2 protein-coding genes are annotated in these 3,127 nt (G+C 49.2%); both read right to left on the bottom strand.

Going from position 1 to position 3,127, the window contains the following annotated elements:
• Positions 1-213: 213 nt before the first annotated feature.
• Entirely contained in the window at positions 214-1,182 is a 969-nt protein-coding gene (locus tag VN105_RS14950) for a FecR family protein (protein WP_325642257.1), read from the bottom strand.
• Positions 1,183-1,312: 130 nt separating this feature from the next.
• The coding region (locus tag VN105_RS14945) for a sigma-70 family RNA polymerase sigma factor (protein ID WP_325642255.1) at positions 1,313-3,127 on the bottom strand (1,815 nt) is incomplete at its 5' end.

Here is a 3,127-nt window from a genome sequence, read left to right as displayed (position 1 = left end):
TTACTGTTTCTGATAGTCCCAGGTACTGTTGCGCCTGCAAAACTGAACTATTAAACAGTGAAATAAAACACACCATCATTAAGCATAATCTGTGTACAAATGGCCTCATTGATCGTATAACTTTTTATTGTTTTTAAATGGCCCTTATGGGCAATGGTATAGCTGCACAGCAGTTTTAGCCTGCTGACGGATTAAACATGAACCGGTATGTATTTAATTTTTAGTGATCCTGCATCCCTGTGGTGTATATCTCACCTGTAGTTTGTGTACATAGGTGATGGCTGCTACAATTGTTTTGAAATCATCTGATGTATTAAAGATGCCTGAAATACGCTGCCGGGCTGCATCTCCTTCCACTATGATCTTTTCGTCGTATTGCCAGGATAGTTTTCTGCATACATCCTTTAACGTGGCGTTGTTAAAATAGATCTTATCTTTCATCCAGCCGGTGGCGTTAAAAACAGCGCTGTCTTTTACGGGTTCCCACATATTGTTTCCTTCGAAGTTCAGGGCCATACCGGGGGTGAGTACACGGGTATTGTTACTGTCGGCCGATGCTACTGCTACTTTTCCTTCCAGCAAACTGATACAGATAGCCGTATCCTGCCGCGTGAATGCACTGATATTAAAGGCGGTTCCCAGCGCCGTTGTGGTTACATGTGCGGTATGTACCCGGAAAGGTAAACGGCTGTTTTGCGCTACTTCAAAATAGGCCTCTCCCACCAGTTCCACGTCTCTCGATACTTCATTATAATTATCAGGGTAACGCAGCACCGCATTTTTATTCAGCCATATACGGGTGCCGTCTCCCATTAACACCGACCTGATATCATTACCATGGTTATTCAGTTCTTTCCATTGTGTACGGGCCACAGGATTCAGCGGCATCTTTTTCCCACTCATCAGGAACAGGAAGTAAGCAGCGGCGGAGAGCATCAGCATACCGGTGAATACAGCCGCCCATTTAAGCCCTATGTGCCGTACTTTGGTACGTGCCGGCAGCTCAATGGCAGGGGGCACCACCTGGATGGCAGGACCAGCAGCGGCTTCCGCCCATTTGCCGTGTAAAAACTCATCCAGCAGGGTGTGATCGGTCCCCTGCAGGTACGCTTCAACAGTCATTCTTTCTTCCAAAGAACATTGTTGCTTAAAATAACGATCCAGTAATTGCTTCGTGATCACTTTTTTTATTTTGAATAACAGAACTAAATATCAACACTATACATACAGTACGAACGGGCATTAAAAAGTGAGTAGGCAAAAGATCGGAATTCACATTTTGGTAACATTGGAATGGGTACAAAGACCGGGGTCAGGGATGGCTGATCAATACAGGATGCGCCATAGCGGGGGATGTAGCGGCGCTTTGGGCGGCCGTTAACGGGTTATTGGAAATACGCCCGCCTGCCACGCCTATCAGTGCCAGCGCTTTTGCGGTGAGGGGATCTGCAGGGGTACCCAGGGGTTGCAGGGGTAAAACGGCCAGTTCATCTACCTGGTAAGCCGGTGTAATTCCTTTATTATATCCCCCCCCTCCTGCTGCGTTCTGTAATTTATAGGTGATGGGCATCAGTACCCAGGGAATGCGTTTAGGGTTGCGGCCATCGGCAATGGTGATCATGCCTTCGTCTTTGCCCAGGGTGGTACCGCCTATCTGCACGATATTCGTATAGGGTTTAAGGTTATTAATGATCATTTCTGCGGCGGAGGCGGTATGCGGGCCTGTTAATATATATACCTTGCTTAATTGCAGCTGAAAGGGTTTCACCTGATCAAAAGTAACCGCGGTACCGTTTTCCGGGAGCGCCATGGTTTGGGCGAAGGTCATGGTGCGGTTGCCCAGCCGGCTGTTGCCAATATATTTTGCAAAAGTGCTTCCGGCATCAATATGATTACCGATAAGCGCTGTGAGTATGGCTGCCATGGCAGTGCTGCCACCGGGGCTATAGCGTAGGTCCAGCACCAGTTGCTGTACGCCCTGTTGCTTATAAGCGCTGAATGTTTGCAGCAATGCGGCGCTTTGTGTGTCGTCAAAGTAGTTGAAGCAGAGATAGGCCGTTTTGGGTGTGGTATTGAACACCACGGATTGTTGTACCGCGGGTTCCTGTGTGATGCCGCCTGCAGTTATTTTCTGCACGGTGGTTTCGGTGATCACGCCGTCTGTACCCTGTGTGGCCATGGTGAGATCGGCCTTTTTATCCGTTACCAGTTTAGCCAGCAGCGAGGCGGCGTTGCCGGTATTCAGCAGGGCGCCGTTAACGCGGGTAAAAAGTTGTCCGCGTTTAAGTTCCTTTGATGCAGCGGGTGATCCGGGTTGTACCAGCTGCACTACTCCCAGTGCGCCTCCCGGCGCTTTGGACCATGCGATCACCGTAGCTTCCATGCCATATATGCTGCGTAAGCCGGCAGGATAGGAAGCGGGTACTGCGGGGTCATATATAATAGAAAATCGGTCGGCGGTATTTTTCAGCTGCCCAAACCAGGTGGTGGCTTCTGCTGATGCATCCGGTGTTGGCGGCAGCCCGTCTTTCCAGTAGTAGAAATAACTCATACTGTCCAGTATCCAGCGGTTTACTTCCGCATTGGTTACCGGTCCTGTGGGTGTTGCCGGGTCTTTATCTTTCCCGCATGACCACAGTAAAGAGGCTGCGGCAACAATCACGGTGGTATTCCCGATCCCTTTACGGATCAGGTGTGTGGCTGTTCTCAGATGGGTGCGCACGGTAGTAACAGAGATGTTCAGCATATCTGCAATTTCTTTGTGGGAATAACCGGAATCGCGGTACTGGTAAACCCTGCGGGGCTTATCGGGGAGCGACTGAAGCACATTGCTGAGGCGATGCCTGAGCTGTTTATAGTGCATACGGCTTTCGGTTTCATCGACAGTGCCGGAGCTGGTATGATAGATATCTTTGTGGGCTAACGCAGAAGTAGTGGCCTTCCTGCTTTCATCGATCACTACCCGCTTGGCTATTACAAACAACAGGGGAAATATGTCTTCTGATTCGCTGCTGATGGTATCTATCTTTTCCCAGAGACGGAGAAAACATTGCTGGGTAATGTCTTTAGCACGGTGGCGGTCACCGCAAAGCTTATAAGCAAAGTCATAAACTTTCTGGTAGTTAAC

This window comes from Chitinophaga sp. (assembly GCF_035564935.1).
In the GTDB taxonomy this organism is placed as follows: domain Bacteria; phylum Bacteroidota; class Bacteroidia; order Chitinophagales; family Chitinophagaceae; genus Chitinophaga.
Note: the sequence above shows the minus strand (reverse complement) of the source record. Positions and strands in the feature narration are given on the sequence as shown.